Source organism: Campylobacter concisus, from assembly GCA_002092835.1.
GTDB classification, from domain to species: Bacteria; Campylobacterota; Campylobacteria; order Campylobacterales; family Campylobacteraceae; genus Campylobacter_A; species Campylobacter_A concisus_K.
This window is the reverse complement of sequence record LVWL01000018.1, coordinates 60108-81011: the sequence shown is the minus strand read 5'-3', so window position 1 is coordinate 81011 and position 20904 is coordinate 60108. Positions and strand designations below refer to the sequence as shown.

Here is a 20904-nt window from a genome sequence, read left to right as displayed (position 1 = left end):
AATACTAAGCAATATCTAAAATTTCAAGATTTATTTGATCTAAGACTTCACTAAATTTATAGATCGTATCGCCGCATTTATACTCAATACTCTTGCTACTCTTTTTATTTTTTTGAGATAAAATTTTCTCCATCATACTGGGAAGCTCTTTTTGTAAAAGTAGTTTATAAGACATCCCCATTCCATGCGTTAGAGACTTTATAAATTTGCCATCAACCTCACTCTCATCTTTTATCATATGTAATGTTGCGTTAAATTTAAGCTTCTTAAGAGCCTCTTAAAGCTCGATTTTATCCTTTGCTGGAGCTATTTCTTTATCGCAAATACAGTGATAGCTCACGTAAATTGGCTTTTCATAGCCGCTTTGAACATTTAAATGATCTAAATTTAGGATGTTTCTTATCTCTTCTCTTGCGTCAATAAAATAGTATGGTGATTTTTCATTAAGCGTCCAGTAGGTCTTATCAAAAAAATAAAGATATAAATTTTGATACAAAATGCCAGTACCAAAACAAAAATAGTTAGTAAAATCTATCTCTTTACCAAAGCCAATAAGACGCCATAAAAATATGGCATAAGAGCTATTATCTATCACGGCATCAACTAGCCCATGGAGCGATCTTAGCACACATATGTGCCAGATATCCACCATGTGAGCTGCCTACCATTATCACTGGCAGATGTTCAAATTTAGCATTATTTATATATTTTTTGTATAAAGCACAGCATTTAGCACATCCATTGCTTGTATAACGCCAAAATTTTGATATTCATTTTTTGTTGGTACCATCGTAATGCTAGCATTTAGTCTAAAATCAGCCGGCAAAATATCTCTCTCTTTTCGAATAGTAATCTCTTTGCTGAGAAATTTAAGTAGCAAATCAACCTTCTCGTGGCAGTCGATACTTTTTAGATCAATTGGTAAATTTATACCTATGCTTGATAGTTCTCTTGTTAAGATTTCGCGATCTATATCATCAAGCCCAAATTTCGCCCCAAGCTGTGGGCGGTTACCTATGCAGTGATAATCCACACTAATGCATGCAACATCATAAGTCTCTGCCATAGTCCGAATAAGATTAGCTCTATATCCAAGGTCAGAGTCTTCTACAAGCCCAGGGATAATCACCAAAAGAGCTTTTGCATCCTTGGCATTGTCATAACAGGAATGAAAGGAGAGGAGAACTTCTTTTTATACCAAGTTCAATATCATCACAAGATGAAATTTCATAGCTTCCATCAACTAGCATTTAAATCCTTTTAAATTTACTAATTTCTCCTATTTTTGCGAGACATTATAAAAAAAGCTAACGATCTGTTTTGCTAGGCGTTCTTTAAAAAATGGCCAAATGTAGCTTGGAGAATAGACATTACCAGCTTGCATAAGTGAGATATTTGTCGCCTTTTCGCCACCATTTTTTGGACGCACTAGCACGCTTACTTGCATGTGATAAGTGTAGCTATTTGTACTAAAGTCATCATCATCGTAATAGCCAAATGGGAAAAACATCGAGTAGCCAAAGCCAAAGCTTGGTCTACCAAAGCCATATCCCATTCCCATCGAAAATCTAGGATCTCTTTTGATTATCCTAGAAAAGCTTTGCACATCGCCAAGGATGATGAAGTCGGCATTTTTGATATTTGGTTCGTTTCTAAAGCCAGCCTTTGCAAATTCGCTTAAAATTTCAGCATTTACATCTTGTCCGGTCGCGCTATTTTTAAAATTTACATAGACGCTTTTATTTGCTTCATTAAGCGTAAAAAAGATCGGATCGCTCGTTTTAACCGAGATATTTGGAGTACTACTAGCACATCCAATAAAAAATACCGCCAAGACAAATAAAAAGAAATTTTTCATATTCACTCCTACAAGAGCGATCTTATAGCACTTTCAAGTACGCTTTTTGGTGTAAGACCGATAAATTTTGATCGCATCTTACCATCTTTATCAAAAAAATAGATAACTGGCACGCCCATGACACCACCAACTGCCTTGCTAAAGTAATCAACTGAAACCTTATCACTCGTAGTTTTAAAGGTAATGTTGTGCTCTTTTAAAAGCTCAATATCTTTATCAAAGCCTTTACTAGGTCCTAAAACACCGATGAATTGAACCTCTTTACCATACTCTTTTTCAAGTGTATTTAGATCAGGTATAGCGGCCTTGCATACTCCGCAGTCAGTGCCAAAGAAAAATAGCATATATGGCTTATCGCCTATCTTTAGCCTCTTTTCTGTTGGAAAAAACTGCGTATCAATGCCGCTTGAGTCATTTAGCGTAATGTGATGCTTCTCATACTGCTTGACGCAGCCCATAACTAGGGCTGAGACTAGACATAAAAATAAAATTTTATATCTCATTTGGCACCTTTGGGTTTTCAATAGTGCGAATTTTCTCTAGCTTACCATGTCTTAGATAGACGATCTTATCGCCATACTCGCCAAGATCAGGGTTGTGAGTTACTAGAAGTATCGTCTTGCCATCTTTTCTTAGCTTGCAAAATAGATCAAGTATAACTCTTTCATTTGCTTCATCAAGGTTACCAGTTGGCTCATCTGCTATTAAAATTTCAGGATCGTTTATGAGCGAGCGTGCGATACAAAGGCGTTGTTGCTCACCACCACTTAGCTGACTTGGCCTGTGTGTTAGCCTGTGAGAAAGACCAACTGCCGCAAGTGCCTTTTTAGCGTCCTCTTCATCAACTGAGCTGTGATAGTACTGAGCGATCATCACATTTTCAAGTGCGCTAAGATATGGTACTAAGTGAAACTGCTGAAAAATAAGACCGATTTTCTCGCGTCTAAATTTAAGTGTATCGTCAGCATTTAGATTGCTCGCATCATCGCCACCGAGCATATAAGTACCACTACTTGGAGTATCCATAAGAGAGAGAATATTCACAAGCGTACTTTTACCACTACCACTTGGTCCCATTACGCTGACCCACTCACCTTTTTTAACCTCAAAATTTATATCATCAAGTGCTTTAACATCGCCAAAAATTTTACAAATATTTTTTAATTCTAGTGCATTTTGCATATCATTCTCCTCTTAATGTATCTGCCATTTTATTATTAAGTGCCCGTTTGATCGGATAAAACGCTGCGATCGCTGCAAATAAAAGCGATATTATCACAGCTACTGGGATGCTTAAAATTCTAAAATCAATACTAGAATCAAATATCGCATAACCTAAAATTTGAGCTAGTAAATATCCTAAAAATGCACCAACTAATGCTGAGATGAGCGCTGTCACAAATGTTTCAAAGCCAAATAGCTTTAGTACATCTTTTTTGCTTGCACCTATGGCTCTAAGAAGTGCGATCTCCTTTGAGCGAGAGAGCAAGATAGCACTAAGCGTTGTGTTTACGCACATTGAAGTAATGAGCAAAATAACAAGGCTAACAAGCGCCATTAAAAGCTTGATCTTCTCTAAGATGTAGCCCTCAGATTTTGAGACCTTTGCTACTGGTTTTGTAGCTATTTCATCATTACTAATAGTCTTTGCAAGCGATGTTATCTCGTCAAAGTTACCAAGCACAACAGCTTCAGCATAGTTTATTTTGCCAGCTTTATTTGAAATTTTTTGAGCCAAAGATAGTGACGTGATCAAAAGCGCATCCTCTTTGTCGCCACTTGCGACTACGCCTTTTATCTTTACATTTATGCTCTCATTTGAGCCAATAGCGCGAATTTCTATATCATCGCCTGCTTTAAAGCCAGCCTGACGAGCTAGATCGACGCCTATTAGCACGTTTTTATCGTCAAAATCGACATTTATCATCGTTCCATCTCTAACATCTAAAAATGGTTTAACTTTTTTTAGATTGCTAAATTTTGCTCCCATGACGATAGCATTTGTTGGACCGATATTTGCCTGAGCAAAGAGATAACCGCTCTCACCAAGAAGCTTATCTTTTGGTACCTTAGCGATCATTTCATTGTAAGTTTTTTCACTCATATCATCACTTGTCGCCATATCTTTTGGAGCAAAGATCATATTTGCACCATAAGTTTTTAGCTCGCGTGAGACCTTTGAGTCAATGTCAAGATAGACATTGACAAACGCCGCGCACACGCATGCTCCAAGTAAGATAGAGATCACGATGACCATGACTCTTGATGAGCCATTTTTTAAACTTTTATAAATTGTATTGTAAAAGAATTTGCTATTTGCGGTCATATAGCACCTCCGCAGGTAGTAAATTTATGACGTTTCTCATTGGCATTAGTGAGCCAACGACTGAAATAAGCAGGGCAAATGCCACGCTAATTGGTAGCACGATCCAAGCTATGCCGATGCCATGTGAGAAGATAATGTAAGACATCACGTAGCTTAGCGCGTATCCTAAAAATGCTCCAGTGATACCTGCAAAAAAGGCAACCACAAGGCTTTCGCTAGCAAACAAAGCGTAAATTTCAAAGTTGCTAGCACCTATAGCTTTTAAAAGGCCGATCTCTTTTTTACGGCGGTAAATTTCACTTGTCATTAGCGATGTTATGCCGATGGCTGAAACCACGAGAGCGATAATACTAACGATGCCCATTAGGCTTTGGATTTTCTTTACGATGTTGCTCTCTGCATCGCTTACTTGAAGGCTTGCCTTTGCGCTAACGTTTGGTAAATTTTCTTCTATCTGAAATGCGATCGATCCTGCATAAGCTGAGCAGTACCATTTGTCATACTCTGCACTATCAAGGTTGTCTAAATTTCGTCTAGCCTTTAGCGATAGGTCGTTTTCTGGGATCGTCATGGCTGAGACTTCAGCCTTTGTATATGAGCCAGCGTGACCTGAAAGATCTCCAGCAAGCTTTAATGAGCCAACTAGCTTATGCGTCTCGTCACTAGCTCCTTTTAAAATTCCAACTATTTTAACCTCTCTTACGCCATTTTTGCCCACAAGACTAAGTTTGTCGCCAATCTTTAAATTTTTAGCCTTAGAAAGTTCTTCGCCAACTAAAATTTCATCCATACTTTCATCTTTTGGCCAAACACCCTCAACGCCCCAAAATCCATACAAGCTCTTAACGCCTGTGCTAAATTCTGGCTCATCTTTTAGACCGATGTTTTTATCAAAATAGGTTCCTTCAAAGGCAAATTCAATTCCTTTTTCATCTTTAACTTTTGCCTCTAAAAACGGCGCAAAAGCAACGATATTGTTTCTCCAAAAGATCTCTTTTATCTTATAAATATCAGCTTCTGGAAGTAAATTTTGTGATTTTAGTGGGGTGAAATTTTTACCCTCGATCTCGATACTTAGGCTCTCACCGCGTGGCAAAACAACGATATTTGAGCCATATCCTCTAAGCTCGGTTGCTACTTGATCGCCGATTTTTAGCGTAATGTTTAGCATGCAAGCTATCAAAAGAGCAGCTAGCAAGATGGTAATAAACGCCATCGTCTTTTGCACCTTCGAGCCCGTGATCGAGCTTTTTATCATTCTTAGTTGCATATTTTTCATTTTAACGTTCCATTTGTTTCTACATATTTTTCTGGATTTGCTTCAAATTTCGCCTGAGTTTCGTTGCTCTCAAAGAAATATGTGCGTCCGTAGTATAAATATGATCTTGAATCAAGATTGCTCACCTTTTTGCGACTAACTGGGTCAAGCACCATCTTTTCGACGACCTTGCTGAAGTAGTTTGCCCCTGCGACGATCGTTTTGTAATCAACTATGATATTTTTACCATCAAAGGTAAATGCCATAGGGATCGGGTTACAACCACCCTCTTTGCCAACTGACGGCAAGAAAATTCTAACATTACAAGAGATACAAATAAGGTCATTTCCTTTCTTGATATAGCCCATGTCGCCGCAGATCATACACGAGTCAAATACGATGACTGGAGATGGGCGGTCGCTAAAGCGGTTTAGCAAGAAAAATCTCACCTGTTTGCCCTCGTCTGTAATGTAGGCAAATCTGTGAAGCTCGTTATCTTTTAACATATCAACATCAAATATAAATTTATCTCCCACTGGCTCAACCAAGACCGGCTCTGAAATTTGAGGTGGGCGAGATGCGTAAAGATCAAAATAAAGTGAAAATCCAAGCGCTATTAAAACGCTGCAAAATGCAAATTTTGCATTGTCAAAGACATTTTCTCTAATGGCTTTTGTAAAGCGGTATTTGATAGAGCCAAACGTGCTCTTATCGATACTCTTTGGCACAAAGCAAAGCGCGATGATGCATAAAAGAAGGATCACTGCTATGTAAAAATAGGCACTAAATTCTGTGACGTAGATGCCTTTTGCGCTGATAGATAAAATTTGAGAATTTAGCTCGCTACTTATCTTTAAAGCGCCTGCACGTAAAAGCTCAAGTGCAGTTTGTGAGCTTCTATCAACTAGTAAAAATACTAATGTTATAAGAGCTAAAATTTTAGCTATTGATGATGGTATGCTTGCTTTTAAATTTGAAATGAAGAAAAATAAAAATAGTATCAAGATCATCGCAAAGATCATCAAAAAGAAGCTTATGACTGAAAGCGTGTCAAGCAGTTCGCCACCAAATAACGGGAACAAAGCGCTACTTGAGCTATAGCCAAAGCCAAAGCCGATGCCTAAAATAGAAAACGTTACGATTTTTGCTATCTTAAGCTCGAAAAATATCCATAAAATGCTAATTAGTAAAAAAACTAGTGTCACAGAATCTATGAAAATTTTAAACTGATCATCAACAAGCGCATGACGAGCAGCTTTAAAGATAAGCACACCAGCAACAACGCCAAGAAATGACGGTAAAAAGATCGTTTTTAAACTTTTGCCATTGTTATTTAAGGCAGCAAAAAGCGTAAATCCAAGGAGGGCTAAAAAGACCTGATAGAAGTAAATTGACATAACTAAACCCTATGAGAATTTTTAAAAAGGGGCGAGAACGCCCCAAAGTGATTATTTAACAGGACCACCTGTCCATTGAAATTTATAAGTTGTTGTGAAAGGCTCAAACCATTTACCAACACCAGTCTCTTTGTCAGCGTGGCGACCAAAGCCTTGTTTTTCTGGATTGTCGATGTGGAATTTAAGCTCATAGTTACCAACGCCTGTATCCATTTTTACGTTAGCACCGTAGTGTGGGCCATCGCTTGCAACCATTGGCATAAATGTACCTTTTTTAGTTTTACCATTATCAAGGTTTTTTAGCTCATAGTTGATCTTTAGGTATGGGATCCACTCGCCTTCGCCAAAGCCGTTTTTGTTGCCTTTTACAGCGTGGATGTCAGCTTCTAAGTGAAGATCAGCCAAGCTTGGAGCTAGATCAACGCCTTTTGGCTCCATGTCGATTGGCTCAAGATAAACAGCAGCTATCTCCATACCATTAGCCTCTACAGGCTCGCCGATTGGGTGCTCTCCAGCAAGTGCAAAACCAGCTGCTAGGCTAAGTGCTAGAGCTGAACTAAGAATTTTATTCATTTCCTCTCCTTTTAATAAGATTAGTTTTTATTTTGTTTTGATTTCATGATAACGATGCCTATAATTAGAGCAAGCACCATAATGATTTGAGGTACTAAGCTCTCATAATATGGCTGAAGTCCTAGCCAGTCTCTCATCCAGTCAGGGAAGCTAAGTCCTTTTATGATAGTTGGGATGAAAATTTTGCCCTCAACTAGTTCGCCAACACCCTTGCCAACAAAGACGATCGACATATAAAAGATAATAGCTGACGTAAATATAAAAAATGGTTTAATAGGAATTTTAACAGCAAAAATTTTAAATAAGAAATAGACTATTAAAAGAACGATAAGTCCTATCACAAAGCCAGCTGCAATCATCGAGTAACCAGCTGAATCTTTAGCTCCAAAAATAAGCGCCTGATAAAATAGTACAGTTTCAGCACCCTCTCTAAATACCGCTAAAAATACAGTCCACCAAAGCGCTGTGCTCGAGCCACTTGAGATAGACTCAGATACATGTGATTTGATGTAGTCGTTCCATTTTTTAGCGCCAGCATTTGAAAGAAGCCAGAAGCCAACGTAAAATAGAAGTCCCACTGCAACAAGCATCGTGATGCCTTCCATAAGCTCTCTTTTTTGACCTGCTGCCTCGCCAAAGATGACGTTCATGATCCACGCCATAACAAAGCTTAAGATGACAGCCACGCCAACTGAGCTATAAACAACTTTGCCCATCGCTTTAGCATTGCCAGTTTTTACAAGGTATGCAACGACGGCTGCAACGATGATAAGAGCTTCAAAGCCCTCTCTTAAGATTATAGTTAGCGCCCAGATAAATAGCGTCCAAGGTGAGCTTGAACCGCTAGTTTTTTCAAGTGCGGCTGCTAGCTGAGATGACATCTTGCTTGCGCTTTCTTGAAGAGTTTTTTCGTCTACACCTGATTTCATAAGGGCTACAAGATTGCCAAATGTAGCTTCAATAGCTGTTTTTAAATTTACATCTATTGCGCCTACTTTATTCTCCATACCGCTACCTTCAAACTCATCAAAGTAGATGTCTTGGATATCGCCCATAGCTTTTTTTACATCACCATTTTTATAAAGTGTGATAGCAGCTTGAATTTTGTCGTTTATGTTTTGAACGACTTTGGTATAATCTGCACCACTATCTTCTTCAGAAGCTGCTTCTACATCACTCATATCAACTTTTGCTAGTTTTGCAGTATCTGCTGGGAGTTTTGAGATTGCCTCATATGCTAGTTTCTTGATCTCATCTAGCTTAGTTTTAAAATCATCTTTGCTTATACCATTTGTGATGCCGCTGATCGCTTCGCCCATCTTTCTTTGGATATCAGCATCTATGCTTTTACCATTTTCTATATGCTGGCGAATAGCGATTTCAAGTTGAGTATTTCTGTAATCTGTAAATTTAGCATCTTGAATAGCACTTTTGGCATCATCTTGCTTATCGCTCTCATAGCTTGCTATTGCTTTATCTAGATCAGCTGATAAATTTGCAAATGCCACTTTCCACTCAGGGATAAATTTAGAAGTATCATAATCAGTTGTAGCAGCTTGAGCTGGGCTGTCTGAATACTCACCAACTAGTCTATGCCCTTTTAAGATAACTGGTAGAACTTCAGCGATCTCGCTATTTATCTGATCTATTCTTTTTTGCACATCATCTGGCGCTTCGCCTGCTTTTATCGCCTTTCTGATCTCGCCAAATTGCTTCTCCATAGAGTAAGCCTTTTTCTGACCTAAATTTATTCTAATGCCAGCTTCGACATCTTCAAATAAGCCAAAATAAGCGTTTTGAGTATCACTGACCGCTTGTTCAACATTGCCCGCTCTATACTCTGTTATTACTTTTTGTAACGACTCTTTTATCTGAGCTGCGACTTGCTCATAGTCGTCGTTTTTTGCCACGAGCCAAATAGGCAACAACATAATTAACATAAATTTTAAGAATTTATTCATTAAATAAACCACCTGTGAGATTTTTTTGAAGTGAATATTATCAAGGCTTTACTTTGATTAAAATAAAAACGATTATCATAAAATAGAGTAAATTGAGATAATAAAAAGAAATTTGTCTTCAAATAGCCAATTTTAAATGATTTTAGAAATTTTCTAATGTAAATTTAAAATTTATCTTTTGAATATAAGAATAGTAGTCTTATAAAAAATAAAAAGGTTTTAAGTTTAGATTCTAAAATTTAAAGGAGAGCAAATGCTCTCCTTCTTGTTAGGCATTTAGCCAGTATTTCTTAGCATAACGCGTTTGCGATATACATTTGATACTTCAGCCGCATCTCCAACTAAAAGTGCATTTGTAGCACAAACAGCCGCACACATAGGCACTTTTCCTTCAGCCATTCTATTTTGACCGTAAAGCTCTCTCTCCTCGTGTGAGTTTGTTGGCTCTGGACCGCCTGCACACATTGTACATTTATCCATAACGCCCTTTACACCAAATGCTCCATCTTTAGGGAACTGTGGTGCACCAAACGGACAAGCATATAAGCAGTAACCACAGCCTATGCATATATTTTTATCATGAAGCACGATGCCATCAGCTCTAATGTAGAAACAATCAACCGGGCAAACTTGCTCACAAGGTGCATCAGTACAGTGTTGGCATGCAATGGTAGTTGAAACCTCTTTACCTTCGATACCATCGTGAAGCGTAATGACCTTCCTTCTATAAATTCCCACTGGAAGTTCATGAGCAGAAGAGCAAGCAACTTGGCAACCATAACAACTAATGCATCTATTAGTATCTACGAAAAATTTCATTCTTGCCATTTTATTCCTCCTTACTCTTTACCCATGGCGTCTCTCTCGCCATATTCATGGAAAAACGATGTTTTAAATGTATTTTCCTCAGCTTTTTCTATACGACAAAGACCTGCGTTAAACTCTGAAATTTGAGTAACTGGGTCAAATCCGTAGTTTGTAATCGTATTGGAGCTCTCGCCGATAACATAAGGCTTAGTGCCCTCTGGATAGCGATCTGAAAGATCAACACCTTGCATAACACCAGCAAAGTTGTAAGGCATACAAATTCTATCTGGAGTTACCATATAGCTGTGATAACATCTCACTTTTATCTTCGTGCCTTGTGGACTGTGGATCCACATCATGTCGCGGTCTTTTATGCCGTGTTTTAGAGCAAGCTCAGGGTGAACGTTAGCAAACATCTCAGGTGTAATAGCTGATAGATATTTACTTGTTCTTTCGATCATACCAGCACCACTTAGGTTTACGACGCGTTGCGTACTAAACACGATAGGGAACTCTTTTGACCAGTCTTTTGCTTGTTGCTCTGACTTATATTTAGTAGCAACACGGAAATTTCTAGCCTGATCTTCAAATGTTGGATACTTTTGAACAAGATCCCAGCGTGGTGAGTGGATTGGCTCTCTATGTTTTGGAATAGGATCGAGAAATTCCCAAACGATAGCTCTTGCCCTTGCATTACCATAAGGCACAACACCTTTTTCACGGCATTTTTTAAAGATAATACCACTATAATCCATGCTCCAGCTTGGTCCCATCTTAGCTTTCTCTTCTTCAGTTAGAGTTATGCCTAAGACTTTTTCTATATTATCTTTTGTGATTTGTGGATAGCCACCTTTTATAGCTGAGCCAACAAGTGTTGTCTCTTCGCTAGCTAGCTGACTAACGCCATTATGTTCGAGTCCAAAGCGATTTCTAAAGCCTGAACCACCTTCAACATAAGGTTTGCTCATATCATATAGTATTGGTGTTCCAGGGTGTTTTTCATCCCATGCTGGCCATGGTTTACCGTAGTATTCGCCTTTAACTTCACCACCAATACCTATTAGTGTATCTGGGTCAAATTTATCCCAGTTTGCTTGATGGCGTCTGAACATCTCGGCTGTTCTACCACCATAACCTATAGAATTTCCAATTCTTGCTATCTCATTTGTCGCATCATCAGGCCATACAAAATCATCTTTTACTTGTTTTATTTCATGATCTACGATACCCATTTTCATGCCTCTTACGTATTCATCGTAAAAGCCAAATTTCTTAGCAAATAAGAACATTACTTCGTGATCGCCCTTGCTCTCATAAAGTGGATCAACGACTTTTGTTCTCCATTGTCCTGAGCGGTTTGTAGCACTTAAGTGACCTTCATTTTCAAATGCAGTCGCTACTGGCAAGATATAAACGCCATCTTTTCTGTCTGAAAGGATAGAAATTTCATTTACAAATGGCTCAGCTACAACGATCATATCTAGTTTTGAAGCTGCTTCTTGAATTTTAGCCAAGTGCGCCATAGATGTTAGACCAGTTCCTTGAACCCAAAGAACTCTTAATGCACCACTGCTAAATGTATTTTCCTCTTTTAAGACGCCTTGCCACCATTTTGAAAGTGACCAGCCTTTTTCGTTTCTCCAGTTCCTATCTTCTGGATGTTTAGGATCGTGGTAATAATACTCTTCAAAGACTGTGTTTTTAACAGGAGTGCCGCCTTGTTTTGGCTCTTTTGTTGAGACCGCAAAGCGTTTAATAAATTCATCATAATCAACGCCCCAGCCTTTGCAATAATATTTCCATGCTGCATCAGTTAAGCCATAATACATTGGCAAGCTATCTGAAAGGTTACACATATCAGTTGAGCCTTGAACATTGTCGTGACCACGAATGATATTACAGCCGCCGCCTGCTTTACCCATATTTCCTAGAATTAGTTGAAGGATAGGTAAAATTCTTGTATTTGATGTACCAACTGAGTGTTGAGTGATGCCAAGTGCCCAAACAACAGTACCTGGTTTTGTGTGAGCTAGAATGTCTGCAGCTTTTAGTAGCTTATCAACTGGTACTCCAGTAACATCAGATGTAACCTCTGGTGTCCAGTGCTCAGCCTCTTTTCTTATCTCATCAATACCGTAAGTCCTATTTTCTATAAATTCTTTATCTTCCCAACCATTTTTAAGAATGATATGAATAAGACCATAAACAAGCGCAATATCAGTTCCTGATCTTTGTCTCAAATAAAGATCAGCATGTGCAGCTGTCTTTGTAAAATTTGGATCAGCTACAATTACTTTTGCATTGTTTCTATCTTTTGCTTGTAAAGTGTGCTTCATGCCACCAACTGGGTTCGCTACAGCTGGGTTCGCTCCAATGATAAATATACATTTTGAGTTTGCAGCCATATCTCCAAAGTGGTTTGTCATCGCGCCATAACCCCAAGTATTCGCCACACCGGCGACTGTTGCGCTATGTCAAATTCTTGCTACGTGATCGTTACTGTTTGTACCCCAAAATGCACAAAATTTTCTAAAGTAATAAGACTGTTCGTTGTTAAATTTAGCTGATCCTAAGAAAACAACACTATCAGGGCCATCTTCTTTGCGGATCTGAAGCATCTTATCGCCGATCTCATTTACAGCTTGATCCCATGAAATTCTTTGCCATTTACCATCAACTTTTTTCATAGGATATTTGATGCGTTGTTTACTGTGTGTAAGATCGATCTGATCGATACCTTTTGAGCAGTGTGAGCCCTGAGATATCGGATGATGCATCGCCATATCTTGACGAACCCAAACACCATCTTTTACCTCAGCCTCGATACCACAGCCTGCTGAGCAAATAGAACAAATCGTTCTAACCTTTTTTGAGCCAGGGAAAGGATTTTTTATCTCCTCATCACTTGCTTTTCTTATCGTTTCATTTTCTCCGAAAGCCATTGTGCTTCCAGCACCAAGTGCGGCTAGCTTTAAAAATGAACGTCTTCCTATACGTGCATCACTCATGGTTTTCTCCCTTAGTATGCGATTTTATAGTAGGTTTCCCAGTTCTTGCTTTTTTTATAAAGCACCTCTTTTTTGTTTGACTTGCCAACGACGACGCCATTGCCATCAGGAGCTAAGTCATCACTAGTTGTTTTTGCTATTGCAGAAACTGCGAGTATTCCGCCAGCAGTACCAACTTTTAGAGATTTCTTTAAAAAATCTCTTCTTGATCCTTGCATTTTTTCTCCTTGCCCCTCAAATCTTAAAAATTTGAGAAATTTGGTTCCATAATATGTAAAATTTGCATATTTAGAGATACTAAAATATTGCAAACAGTCTATTTCAGGGCTTTTAGAGCTAGAATTAAACTGTGTGAATTTAGCATATTTATAAAATAATAAAAGTAAATATATAATATTAGTTATATTTATTAAGTATTTATTAAAAATATAGTTAAATGTATTTTAAAATTTAAGAATTTTTATTAAAAGAAGAAATTCTAGGGAGAGTTCCCTAGAAAAGATTATTTTAGATCACTTTTGTTTATGATAAATGGTACTGATCTAACGCCAGCTGAGAAATATTTTTTACGTAAAGTATCGATCTTGTCGCTCTCTTCTTTGCTAACATTTTTTTCATCTACATTATAATCTTCAGAGAAATACTTTCTTAAAATTTTAACCTTATCGCTATCACTTTTTGCATTTTTTATATCTTTATAGATCAAAGCACTTTTTTGCAAAGACGATAGTTCATGCACTGGAGTTAGGATGATTTCAACGTTATTGTCTTTTAATGTCGTTTCAATCTTTGCTAGCTCGGCTCTACAATATGGGCATTCAGGATCTGAAAACATGATAAGAGTTGGCTTTTTGCTATCATTGCCGAGAGTTATAACATTTACCTTGTCTTCATTTTTATAAATTTTAGCTAGTGATTTTACTAAATCAAGTGCTGCTTTTTCTGCGATTACCTTTTTTTCTTCAGCCAAATAAGACTTTTGCTCCTTTAAATTTACAACATCAGGAAACATAAGATCGCCCTTAACAAAAGTCACATCTTCTTGAGACATATCCCCTTTGCTAAATTTTAAGCTTACTTTTTCTATATCATCTAAAATTTTAGTGCGCTCTACGACTTTTACATTAACACCATCGATATTTTGATTTTTAAAAACTTCTGAGTAAAAATCTTCTATTTGCTTATTGCTAGCTGCCATTAGGCTAGTTGCCACTATTATTGAGGCCAAAACCACTTTTTTCATTTTTTTCCTTTTTAAAAATTTGGCGGATTATATTTACTTTTTGTAAATGAATACTAACCACGAAAGACTCTATCATTTCCTTGCTTCATTATGTCACTCTCAAGATCGAGCTGCTCAAGATAAGCGATTACATATTTTCTACTTAAATTTAGTGCATCCTTGGCGTTTGTGACATTTACAAAGCCTTGATTTTTGATGATCTCTCTTAGTTTATCAAGTGCCATTTTTAGCGAATTTCTAGTGATAAAAAGATTATGCTCCAGCCTTACAACTCTGCCCATTGCAGTTAGCTTTTTAAGGGCATTATCACCACTTAACCTATCTATTTCCAGCTCATCATATATATTATAAGGTGCTGTTGGAGCTAGCTTTCCGCTTTCTAAAATTTCATAAATTTTCTCTTCAAGCCTTACTTTTAGTTTGCTTATATCAACGCCTTTTTTTGTATAGACGCCATCATTTTTAGAGATTAAGTTTATACTTTCAAGCTCATCAAGTGCTTTTTGAGCCAAATTTTGACTAGCCCAAGCAAGCTTTAGGCTTATACTTTGAGCTGAGAAAACGGCAAATTCATTTTTCTCTATCATAAATTTAACCACAGATTTTATCCGCTCAACCGCACTTAGATCGTAGATATTTAAAGCCTTTTCATCGACAAAGACGTTTGAGACTTTTTTAGCAACTGCCACAGCCTCTTCGTGACTTAGACCAAATCTTTGATAAGAAGAGATAATGCCAAAGCCATTTTTGTGGGCTTCTTTAAGTATAGAAAAGGCTTCAACAAAATCACGCCTTAAAAGCGAGGCTAAAAAGAGAATTTTGCCAGCCTTTTTTAGTGGCTCAAGTACTGGGTTTAGCACTCTACCACCGCCTATCACACGCGCGTCTGAGATAAGAACAAAGGCCTCGTCAAATTTCAAAAACATATCGCTTTGAAATTTAAAGCTCACAAAGTAGCTATCATCTTTTTGGCTAAGGATTAGCACCTTTGCTGGCACGTTTTTAGCGCCCACACAAAAGGTCACGCTTTGGGAGTGGATCAAATTTTTTGCAGTTACTACCGCATCAACCTCTCTAAATCCCCTAAAAAAGCCTTTTTTGCTAAGTAGCTGCCCCTTTTTTAGCTCGCTAAGCTCCACACCAGTCAAATTTAGCGCCACACGGCTGCTAACACCTGCTCGCTCTACGAATTCATCGTGGCTTTGCACGCTTCTTACTAGCACCTCTTTGCCAGCGTCGTAGTTAAAAAGCTTCTCATTTTTATTGACACTTCCCTCTATGACGGTGCCAGTTACGACGTTACCGATACCTTTTAGGCTAAAGACCCTATCGATGTAGTATCTAAAAACGCCGTCCTCATCGCGCTTTTTGGCTCTTAGTGTAAAGAGATAGTTTCTAAGCTCATCGGTGCTTGCCTTATCCTTTATACTAACGGCGAAAATTTCTAAAATTTGCAGATTTTTAAATTTAGAAATTTCATCTCTTATCTCTTTTTTTCTTAAATTTATGGTAGCTTCATCAACCAAATCACACTTTGTAAGCGCCACGATCACAGATTTCACGCCAAGAATATTTAAAATTTCAAGGTGCTCCAAACTTTGGGGCATAAGCCCGTCATTTGCCGCCACCACAAACAAGCACGCGTCAAAGCCGTACGCACCACTTATCATCGTTTTTATGAGATTTTCATGCCCTGGCACGTCTATAAATGCGATATTTTCGCTGTTTTTGCTTAAATTTGAAAAGCTTAGATCGATCGTTATACCACGCTTTTTCTCCTCTTCAAGATTGTCCCCTTCAAAGCCGTTTAGCTCCTTTATAAGCGCGGTTTTTCCGTGGTCGATATGCCCTGCTGTTCCTATTATTAAACTCATTTTTCTTCCGTTTCATTTATTATTTTTATTAGCACTTCTACGTCCTCATCTAAAAGCGATCTAAGATCGAGCATAAATTTGTCATTTTCTATGCGTCCGATCACCTTTTTCTGCCTAAATTTTAGCTCGTTTAAATTTGCCTCGCCACTAAATGCAAGCGCCACGCTTGGGATCTTTTTATTTGGCATAGCACCACCCCCTACAAAGGTCGAAGTTCGCACTATCTCAAGCGGATTTTTTAAATTTTTATTTATAAAATTTGCTAAGCCTTCAAGCTCTTTTACACTTTTATGAAGCAACTTTTGCGTTGTGATTAGCTCAAATTCTTTGTTTAGATAAGCTTTCATGCTCTCAGCCAAAAGCGAGATGATCACTTTATCGACGCGAAGCATCCTTAAAAGCTGGTTTTTTCTAAGCTTTGCGATGAGCTCTTTTTTGCCGACTATTATGCCACACTGCACCGCGCCAAGCAGCTTATCACCGCTAAAGCTAACTAGCGAAATATCTTTTAAATTTTTTAGATCTGGCTCGTTTTTGTCTAAGTTAAAGGGCAAATTTCCGTAAAATCCACTGCCAAGATCAAAATAATCTATCAAATTTTGCCTGCTTGCTAGCTCGCTAAGCTCATTTGCCGTGGTCTCTTCGCTAAAGCCAACGATATCAAAATTTGATCTATGAACCTTTACAAGCATCGCCGTCTCATCGCTGATCGCCTCTTCGTAGTCTTTTAGCCTAGTTTTGTTTGTAGTGCCGACCTCTTTTAGGATGCAGCCTGCGTTTGCCATCACCTCTGGCACTCTAAAACTACCGCCGATCTCGACTAGCTCGCCCCTGCTAACGACCACCTCCCTGCCCTTTGCAAAGGTGTTTAGCACCAAAAATACAGCGCTTGCGTTGTTATTTACAACGATGGCATCTTCAAAACCAAAGGCTCTTGCGATGAGCGAGCCAACGTAGTCATATCTATTGCCTCGGCTGCCTGTTTTTAGGTTGTACTCTAGGTTAGAATATCCTGTGATAACAGGCATTGCTCGCTTTAAAATTTCTTTATCGATAACACTTCTAGCAAGGTTTGTATGTATAGCAACGCCGGTTAAATTTAGCACCCTTTGAAGGCTTGCTTCATTAAATTTATCATACTCATCTAGGATCAAATTTATTATCTCTTCGCCACTAAAGCTAGCATTTTCATTTAAAATTTTAGCCCTAACCTCATCTAAAATTTGCCTTGCAAGCATAGTGACTAAACTCGTATCAAGTCCCGAAAATGCTTCGTTTTTTATGATCTTATCAACTTGTGGGATATTTCTTAAATCGTTCAATTTGCGCTCCTAGTAAGTTAGTTTTACCAAGGCGTGATTTTAACATAAAAATATTATAAATTAAAACTTAGAGCAAAAAAGAGGATATAAATTTCAGAGTCTATTAATCCCATTAATATTAGAATAAGGCCGTTTTTGATAATAGGAGAAACAATGAAAGAATTTGGCTTTTATAACGATTTTGACGATGCTTTGATGCTAAACGAGCAGATAGAGATCAACAACGAAAATGGCGACTATCTAGTCTCAAACTCTCCAAAGCTAAAAGCAAACATCATCGCACCTGAGATAAATTTCTACCTTAAAAATACCACCGCAAGCGTCTTAGAAAAAGCCAAAAATACCCTTTTACTCTACGAGGCAAGAGCGAGCGCCTTTGACATGGCAAAGGATGTGGATTACGAAAAAGAGGTCGGCAAAAATGTCGTCATTGTAAGCAACTCAGGCCGAGCAGAGCTAGCAAATTTACTAAAAGAAAATGGCTACAAAGTGATCGAGCTTACGCATTTTGAAGTTAAATTTATATATGGCGCAGCTGGCGAGCTAAGCGTTTTGGTGCTTAGAGCAAATGACGAATTTGAGGTTGATTGCGACTTTTTCTTGGTTGAAAATGCAAGGGACTATATGCTAAAGCAAAGCGGCTGTTACGAGATAGCAGGGCTTAAAGATGAAAAAGTACTTGAAATTTTAAATTCAAAAAGCCCAAAATTTAGATACAAAAGCTTTACACAGTACGACTCGTCAATATGCCAGTATCACGAGCGCAGGACTGAAATTTGCGGGCGTTGTGCCGAAGTTTGCCCAACAGTTGCCATTTTAAAAGAAGACGAGACAAAGCATCTTGTTTTCTCACAGATTGATTGTGTAAATTGTGGTAACTGCATTAGTGTCTGCCCTAGCGGATCTCTTGACTCTACACTTATGCCACAAAACTCATTTGCTACTATTGCCAAACTTTACAAAGGTAAAATTCCACTAATAATCTCTAATGAAACAAATTTAGACGAGCTAAATATAAGCCTACCTGAAAATGTCTTACCTTTTTTCATATCAGCACCACATATGTTAAATCAAGCGCATCTTCTTACATTACTTCAAGAAAGTGGTGCGAGTGTGATTTTATTTAGCAAAACTCTTGGCAAAGGCGAAAAAGACGCCATTAGCATCTTAAATCAAATTTATGAGCTTAAATTTAAAGAGACGGCGATCTATCACGCTAAAGATAAAAATGAGCTTGAAGAATCGCTCAAAAAGGCAAAATTTATAGCTGACTCACAACACACGATAAACGAATATGCCTTGCCAAAAAGAGAAATTTTTGCAAAAAGGCTCGAGTTTTTAGTAGGTAGCGAAGATCTTGGCGTAGTAAAAAGTGGCGAGATGATAAGATACGGCGATGTCAAGATAAACACTGATAGCTGTACACTTTGTCTAAGTTGCGTTGGCGCTTGTAACGTAAGCGCGCTAGTGGCTGATAAAAAGACAAATTCGATTTTATTTAATCCAAGCGTCTGTACAGCTTGCGGATACTGCGAACTAAGCTGTGCTGAAAAAGATACCATAAGCCTTGAAGTTGGAAAAATTTCTCTTAAGCCTGAGTTTTTTACATATAATGAGCTGGCACGAGATGAGCTTTTTGCCTGTGTTGAGTGCGGAAAAGAGTTTGCGACTAAAAAAGCTGTCGAAAAGATCGCAACTATAATGCAACCAAGATTTGGCAACGATAGGGTTAAGATAAAAGCACTTTACTGCTGTGCTGACTGTAAGGCCAAACTAATGGTTCAAGCCCAAATAAACGCGATGAAAGAGGATTTATTAAATGGATAAAAACATCATAAAAGCAAGATCATATTTTTACGAATTTCTAGCATATCCTATGTTTTTTTACACAAATGATGAGAAATTTTCAAGGTGGAAAGAGCAGTTAAGATACTTAAGCGCAAATCCTTTAAGTGAGGATAGTGATGCTGCATTTAAAAATTTAGATAAATTTAGCTTTGAAGAATTTTCAAAAGAACAAAATGACGTTCTTTTTGGCTTTACAAATATCCCCTTAAGCGCTTCATTTTATGAAGAGGGCAGAGATAACGGAGCAGCTAGGCTTAAGGTTATCGAATGTTTAAAACTAAGCCCATATAGACGTGATAGCGAGCTTTGCAAAGATAGCGAGGACTACGTTGGATTTATATTTTTAGCAATGGCTACATTTTTAAAAGATGAGTTTGATGATGCAAAAAATATTAGCAATAAGCTCTTTGGCGAGACTTTAAATTTATTTGTAGATGAGTTTTCTCAGCTACTTTCAGCTCACAAAGAGGCAAATTTCTTTAAATCATACACAGTCATTTTAAAAGACTTCATCGAGCTTGAACGCTCTATACTAAACGTAGAAGCACCGGCTAAGCCAAAAGGCGATAGTGTCGCTATGGCGGCACTGAAAAAAGAGCCATTTCAAAGCAAGATGCCAACATTTAAAACTAAGCTTCACTGGGAAGAATTTTCTCCAGTCATCTCACACGAGTTTAAAGACTAGCTTAAATTTACTCTTAGCCAAGCTAGGAGTAAATTTAACATCCGCTTAAATTTGTTATCTTGATATTTTATAATTATTAGCAATTTGGCGTTAATCTTCTTTAAATTTTTTACAAAGGACTTACAATGGTAATGACACACTACATGGAGCTTTTATCGCTCAATCAACCTTACAATCTAATCCTCTTCATGGTGATACCTGTGGGGCTTACGGAGCTTTTAGTGGCGATGGAGTTTCTCACTATGTATCACATGGATAGCGGTAAAAATGCTGGCTATAAGGCTGTTGGCAAATTTGCTGGCATAGTGCTTGGGGTCTATTTTACAGCTCTTGTGATCTATTTTATGGCAAAAATTTATCCAAGTATAAAATGGCGTGGATATGCCGATGTCATCGCTGTCTACTCATATCTCATCAGCGTCATACCACTTCTTGGCATCGCGCTTTTAGAGCTAAATTTGATCTACAAAAACGCAAGCGAAAAGGCAAAGCTAAAGCTTCACTTTTGCCTACTCATATTTGCCTTGATCGTCGCACACGTCGCAATGATATTTGGCATGGTTGATCCTACCATAACTGGCTACAAGGCTGAAAACGGTGAGATGGGTATGCATATGAATATGCCAATGAACATGCCAGCAGATATGCCAATGCACGATCACCACAAGATGATGCAAAATATGGGTGATGATAACTCAACTAATATGCATATGCACCACTAAATTTTATAGCTTCTTGGCAGCT

Annotated in this window: 18 protein-coding genes and 1 pseudogene; 3 read left to right on the top strand and 16 right to left on the bottom strand. The window is 38.0% G+C overall.

Annotation, left to right across the window (positions count from 1 at the left end; all coding sequences use genetic code 11):
- Nucleotides 1-4: 4 nt before the first annotated feature.
- The 16 genes and pseudogenes from A3835_02165 to A3835_02090 all read right to left on the bottom strand — a co-directional run bounded on the left by A3835_02165 (nucleotide 5) and on the right by A3835_02090 (nucleotide 17627).
- Nucleotides 5-1250, bottom strand: a pseudogene (locus tag A3835_02165) (hypothetical protein).
- Between the two features lie 29 nt (nucleotides 1251-1279).
- Nucleotides 1280-1858, bottom strand: coding sequence for a hypothetical protein (locus A3835_02160; GenBank protein ID ORI08380.1), 579 nt, complete (start codon nucleotides 1856-1858; stop codon nucleotides 1280-1282).
- Between the two features lie 8 nt (nucleotides 1859-1866).
- The gene (locus A3835_02155) at nucleotides 1867-2361 is read right to left on the bottom strand and encodes a thioredoxin (protein ORI08379.1); all 495 of its coding nucleotides are present in this window, start codon (nucleotides 2359-2361) and stop codon (nucleotides 1867-1869) included.
- The gene (locus A3835_02150) at nucleotides 2351-3040 is read right to left on the bottom strand and encodes a GTPase (GenBank protein ORI08378.1); all 690 of its coding nucleotides are present in this window, start codon (nucleotides 3038-3040) and stop codon (nucleotides 2351-2353) included. The genes A3835_02155 and A3835_02150 overlap by 11 nt, the downstream gene beginning before the upstream one ends.
- Nucleotide 3041: 1 nt before the next feature.
- Nucleotides 3042-4184 carry a multidrug ABC transporter substrate-binding protein gene (locus A3835_02145; protein ORI08377.1) on the bottom strand — a complete coding sequence of 381 codons (1143 nt, stop codon included), beginning with the start codon at nucleotides 4182-4184 and terminating at the stop codon, nucleotides 3042-3044.
- On the bottom strand, nucleotides 4171-5463 hold the full coding sequence (locus tag A3835_02140; GenBank protein ID ORI08376.1) for an ABC transporter permease: 1293 nt from the start codon (nucleotides 5461-5463) through the stop codon (nucleotides 4171-4173). Before A3835_02140 ends, A3835_02145 begins: the two co-directional genes overlap by 14 nt.
- Nucleotides 5460-6839, bottom strand: a complete 1380-nt coding sequence (locus A3835_02135; GenBank protein ID ORI08375.1) for a tRNA uridine 5-carboxymethylaminomethyl modification protein — start codon at nucleotides 6837-6839, stop codon at nucleotides 5460-5462. Before A3835_02135 ends, A3835_02140 begins: the two co-directional genes overlap by 4 nt.
- Nucleotides 6840-6890: 51 nt before the next feature.
- A complete protein-coding gene (locus A3835_02130) occupies nucleotides 6891-7412 on the bottom strand; it encodes an iron transporter (GenBank protein ID ORI08374.1) in 522 nt (173 codons plus the stop codon).
- 20 nt (nucleotides 7413-7432) lie between these two features.
- The gene (locus A3835_02125) at nucleotides 7433-9373 is read right to left on the bottom strand and encodes an FTR1 family iron permease (protein ID ORI08373.1); all 1941 of its coding nucleotides are present in this window, start codon (nucleotides 9371-9373) and stop codon (nucleotides 7433-7435) included.
- A gap of 276 nt (nucleotides 9374-9649) precedes the next feature.
- The gene (locus A3835_02120; GenBank protein ORI08372.1) at nucleotides 9650-10201 is read right to left on the bottom strand and encodes a formate dehydrogenase; all 552 of its coding nucleotides are present in this window, start codon (nucleotides 10199-10201) and stop codon (nucleotides 9650-9652) included.
- An 11-nt stretch (nucleotides 10202-10212) separates the two neighbouring features.
- A complete protein-coding gene (locus tag A3835_02115; protein ID ORI08371.1) occupies nucleotides 10213-12606 on the bottom strand; it encodes a formate dehydrogenase in 2394 nt (797 codons plus the stop codon).
- 48 nt (nucleotides 12607-12654) lie between these two features.
- Complete coding sequence (locus A3835_02110) at nucleotides 12655-13188, bottom strand: formate dehydrogenase (protein ID ORI08370.1); 534 nt, start codon at nucleotides 13186-13188, stop codon at nucleotides 12655-12657.
- 11 nt (nucleotides 13189-13199) lie between these two features.
- On the bottom strand, nucleotides 13200-13406 hold the full coding sequence (locus A3835_02105; protein ORI08369.1) for a Tat pathway signal protein: 207 nt from the start codon (nucleotides 13404-13406) through the stop codon (nucleotides 13200-13202).
- 284 nt (nucleotides 13407-13690) lie between these two features.
- Complete coding sequence (locus A3835_02100) at nucleotides 13691-14431, bottom strand: histidine kinase (protein ORI08368.1); 741 nt, start codon at nucleotides 14429-14431, stop codon at nucleotides 13691-13693.
- A gap of 53 nt (nucleotides 14432-14484) precedes the next feature.
- Entirely contained in the window at nucleotides 14485-16305 is a 1821-nt protein-coding gene (locus A3835_02095; protein ID ORI08367.1) for a selenocysteine-specific translation elongation factor, read from the bottom strand.
- Nucleotides 16302-17627, bottom strand: coding sequence for an L-seryl-tRNA(Sec) selenium transferase (locus tag A3835_02090; GenBank protein ORI08366.1), 1326 nt, complete (start codon nucleotides 17625-17627; stop codon nucleotides 16302-16304). The genes A3835_02095 and A3835_02090 overlap by 4 nt, the downstream gene beginning before the upstream one ends.
- Before the next feature lie 153 nt (nucleotides 17628-17780).
- On the opposite strand from A3835_02090, the gene A3835_02085 reads away from it, so the two are divergent.
- The 3 genes from A3835_02085 (at nucleotide 17781) to A3835_02075 (ending at nucleotide 20882) form a co-directional block, all read left to right on the top strand.
- Nucleotides 17781-19454 carry a ferredoxin gene (locus tag A3835_02085; GenBank protein ID ORI08365.1) on the top strand — a complete coding sequence of 558 codons (1674 nt, stop codon included), beginning with the start codon at nucleotides 17781-17783 and terminating at the stop codon, nucleotides 19452-19454.
- Entirely contained in the window at nucleotides 19447-20160 is a 714-nt protein-coding gene (locus A3835_02080; GenBank protein ID ORI08364.1) for a formate dehydrogenase-specific chaperone, read from the top strand. Before A3835_02085 ends, A3835_02080 begins: the two co-directional genes overlap by 8 nt.
- 125 nt (nucleotides 20161-20285) lie before the next feature.
- Entirely contained in the window at nucleotides 20286-20882 is a 597-nt protein-coding gene (locus A3835_02075) for a cytochrome oxidase biogenesis protein Surf12C (GenBank protein ID ORI08363.1), read from the top strand.
- Nucleotides 20883-20904: the final 22 nt, after the last annotated feature.